The organism is Brucella daejeonensis (assembly GCF_014199265.1).
Classification (GTDB): domain Bacteria; phylum Pseudomonadota; class Alphaproteobacteria; order Rhizobiales; family Rhizobiaceae; genus Brucella; species Brucella daejeonensis.
In genome coordinates this window covers 2501-5746 of sequence record NZ_JACIJG010000042.1, presented here as the reverse complement: position 1 = coordinate 5746, position 3246 = coordinate 2501, and the positions used below count along the sequence as shown (strand labels likewise).

The window sequence follows — 3246 nt, the reverse complement described above, 5'->3', positions numbered from 1 at the left end:
TGGTTGCGGGGGCAGGATTTGAACCTGCGGCCTTCAGGTTATGAGCCTGACGAGCTACCGGGCTGCTCCACCCCGCGATAAACCTTTGAGCACCGAGCTTAGCCCGGTTTTTTGTATGCCTGTCCTCGCCGGCTTTGCCGTCTGCGATCAGGCGGGGGCTGCTCCACCCCGCGCCAGGGTGTCTATTCTAGAACCGGTTGGGTATTTTTGCGTTTATCGCCTAATTAGAGTGTTTTGCATGGGGTTTGAGAAGATGTTTTGATTTGTGTGCTTGGCAGACCTGGCAGCGACCTACTCTCCCGCGTCTTGAGACGAAGTACCATTGGCGCTGGAGCGTTTCACGGCCGAGTTCGGAATGGGATCGGGTGCAGCCGCTCCGCCATAACCACCAGGTCGGCGAAGAACACAAACAAATGATGAGAAGCTGGTTAGGGGAGTAAGGCAGTAGGGGAATAGGGGAGTATGTTAACTCACTGCTTCCACTGCTTTTTTCCGTCTTTCGTGCTGTTTCTAGCATCAACACCCTCATAGGGCGCTGATAACAATAAGCACACGACTGTGTGCCGGCCGGAGGCCGCGCCCGCGCAGCCGTCTGGCGAAGCCAGACTGGCGTGAGCGATATAGATCATCGAACTTGGTTCGATGGATATTGTAAATGGGAGTGATCAAGTCGATCGAGCTATTAGTACCGGTAAGCTGCATGCGTTGCCGCACTTCCACACCCGGCCTATCAACGTGGTGGTCTTCCACGGCTCTGATAGGGAATACTCGTTTTAAGGTTAGTTTCCCGCTTAGATGCCTTCAGCGGTTATCTAGTCCGTATATAGCTACCCTGCTATGCCGTTGGCACGACAACAGGTCCACCAGAGATACGTCCATCCCGGTCCTCTCGTACTAGGGACAGATCCTTTCAATATTCCTACACCCACGGCAGATAGGGACCGAACTGTCTCACGACGTTCTGAACCCAACTCACGTACCGCTTTAAATGGCGAACAGCCATACCCTTGGGACCTGCTCCAGCCCCAGGATGCGATGAGTCGACATCGAGGTGCCAAACAACCCCGTCGATATGGACTCTTGGGGGTCATCAGCCTGTTATCCCCGGCGTACCTTTTATCCGTTGAGCGATGGCCCTTCCACGCGGGACCACCGGATCACTATGACCGACTTTCGTCTCTGCTCGACTTGTCAGTCTTGCAGTCAGGCAGGCTTATGCCATTGCACTCGACGAACGATTTCCGACCGTTCTGAGCCTACCATCGCGCGCCTCCGTTACTCTTTAGGAGGCGACCGCCCCAGTCAAACTACCCACCATACACGGTCCTGGACCCGGATAACGGGCCGCAGTTAGACATCCATAAAAACAAGGGTGGTATTTCAAGGTTGACTCCACAATGGCTGGCGCCACTGCTTCAAAGTCTACCACCTATCCTACACATGTCGTCACGAATGCCAGTGTAAAGCTATAGTAAAGGTGCACGGGGTCTTTCCGTCTAACCGCAGGAACCCCGCATCTTCACGGGGAATTCAATTTCACTGAGTCTGCGTTGGAGACAGCGGGGAAGTCGTTACGCCATTCGTGCAGGTCGGAACTTACCCGACAAGGAATTTCGCTACCTTAGGACCGTTATAGTTACGGCCGCCGTTTACCGGGGCTTCAATTCAAGGCTTGCACCTCTCCTCTTAACCTTCCGGCACCGGGCAGGCGTCAGACCCTATACGTCGTCTTGCGACTTCGCAGAGCCCTGTGTTTTTGGTAAACAGTCGCTACCCCCTGGTCTGTGCCACCCCCATATGGTTGCCCACATGAAGGTCACGCTTCTTCCGAAGTTACGCGTGCATTTTGCCGAGTTCCTTCAACGCAGTTCTCTCAAGCGCCTTGGTATTCTCTACCAGTCCACCAGTGTCGGTTTAGGGTACGGTCTATATGCAGGAGCTATTTCCTGGAACCGCTTCGCTGCACATTCAATCCAATAAGAATGTACAACACACGCGATCCGTCACTACCTGCAGGCCCACGAATATTAACGTGGTTCCCATCGACTACGCCTTTCGGCCTCGCCTTAGGGGCCGGCTAACCCTGCTCAGATTAACTTTAAGCAGGAACCCTTGGACTTTCGGCGAGGGAGTCTCTCACTCCCTTTATCGTTACTCATGTCAGCATTCTCACTTCCGATACCTCCAGGATGTCTCACGACTGTCCCTTCACAGGCTTACGGAACGCTCCGCTACCACGCACAAATGTGCATCCACAGCTTCGGTGTATGGCTTGAGCCCCGGTACATTTTCGGCGCAAAGACCCTTATTTAGACCAGTGAGCTGTTACGCTTTCTTTAAATGATGGCTGCTTCTAAGCCAACATCCTGGTTGTTTTGGGATCCTCACATCCTTTCCCACTTAGCCATAACTTAGGGACCTTAGATGGTGGTCAGGGTTGTTGCCCTCTTCACGACGGACGTTAGCACCCGCCGTGTGTCTGCCCAGTAGTACTCCCCGGTATTCGGAGTTTGATTAGGATCAGTAAGACGGTGAGTCCCCATAGCCCATTCAGTGCTCTACCCCCGGGGGTATTCGCTGGACGCTCTACCTAAATAGATTTCGCGGAGAACCAGCTATCTCCAAGTTTGATTGGCCTTTCACCCCTAGCCACAAGTCATCCCAATCTATTGCAACAGATGCGGGTTCGGTCCTCCAGTACGTGTTACCGTACCTTCAACCTGCTCATGGCTAGATCACTTGGTTTCGGGTCTAATCCGACGAACTGAACGCCCTGTTCAGACTCGCTTTCGCTGCGCCTACACCTACCGGCTTAAGCTTGCTCGTCAGACTAAGTCGCTGACCCATTATACAAAAGGTACGCTGTCACCCAGGACGAACCTTGGGCTCCAACTGTTTGTAGGCATCCGGTTTCAGGTACTGTTTCACTCCCCTCGTCGGGGTGCTTTTCACCTTTCCCTCACGGTACTGGTTCGCTATCGGTCATGCACGAGTACTTAGGCTTGGATCGTGGTCGACCCATGTTCAGACAGGATTTCACGTGTCCCGCCCTACTCAAGGACTTCTGCTATTCTACGTGTACGGGACTATCACCCACTTCGGTCAAGCTTTCCAGCTCGTTCCACTTCTTTCACAAAAGCCACTGGCCTGGTCCGCGTTCGCTCGCCACTACTAGCGGAGTCTCGTTTGATGTCCTTTCCTCTGGGTACTTAGATGTTTCAGTTCCCCAGGTTCGCTTCTAACACC

At 53.5% G+C, this 3246-nt stretch carries 1 tRNA gene and 2 rRNA genes (1 of these 3 running past the window's edge); all 3 read right to left on the bottom strand.

Going from position 1 to position 3246, the window contains the following annotated elements:
- A tRNA-Met gene (locus tag FHS76_RS22265) sits at positions 1 to 77 on the bottom strand.
- Positions 78 to 278: 201 nt separating this feature from the next.
- Positions 279 to 393: ribosomal RNA gene (rrf, locus tag FHS76_RS22260) — 5S ribosomal RNA — on the bottom strand.
- A gap of 268 nt (positions 394 to 661) precedes the next feature.
- Positions 662 to 3246 (bottom strand): 23S ribosomal RNA (locus tag FHS76_RS22255) (it continues 220 nt past the right edge of the window).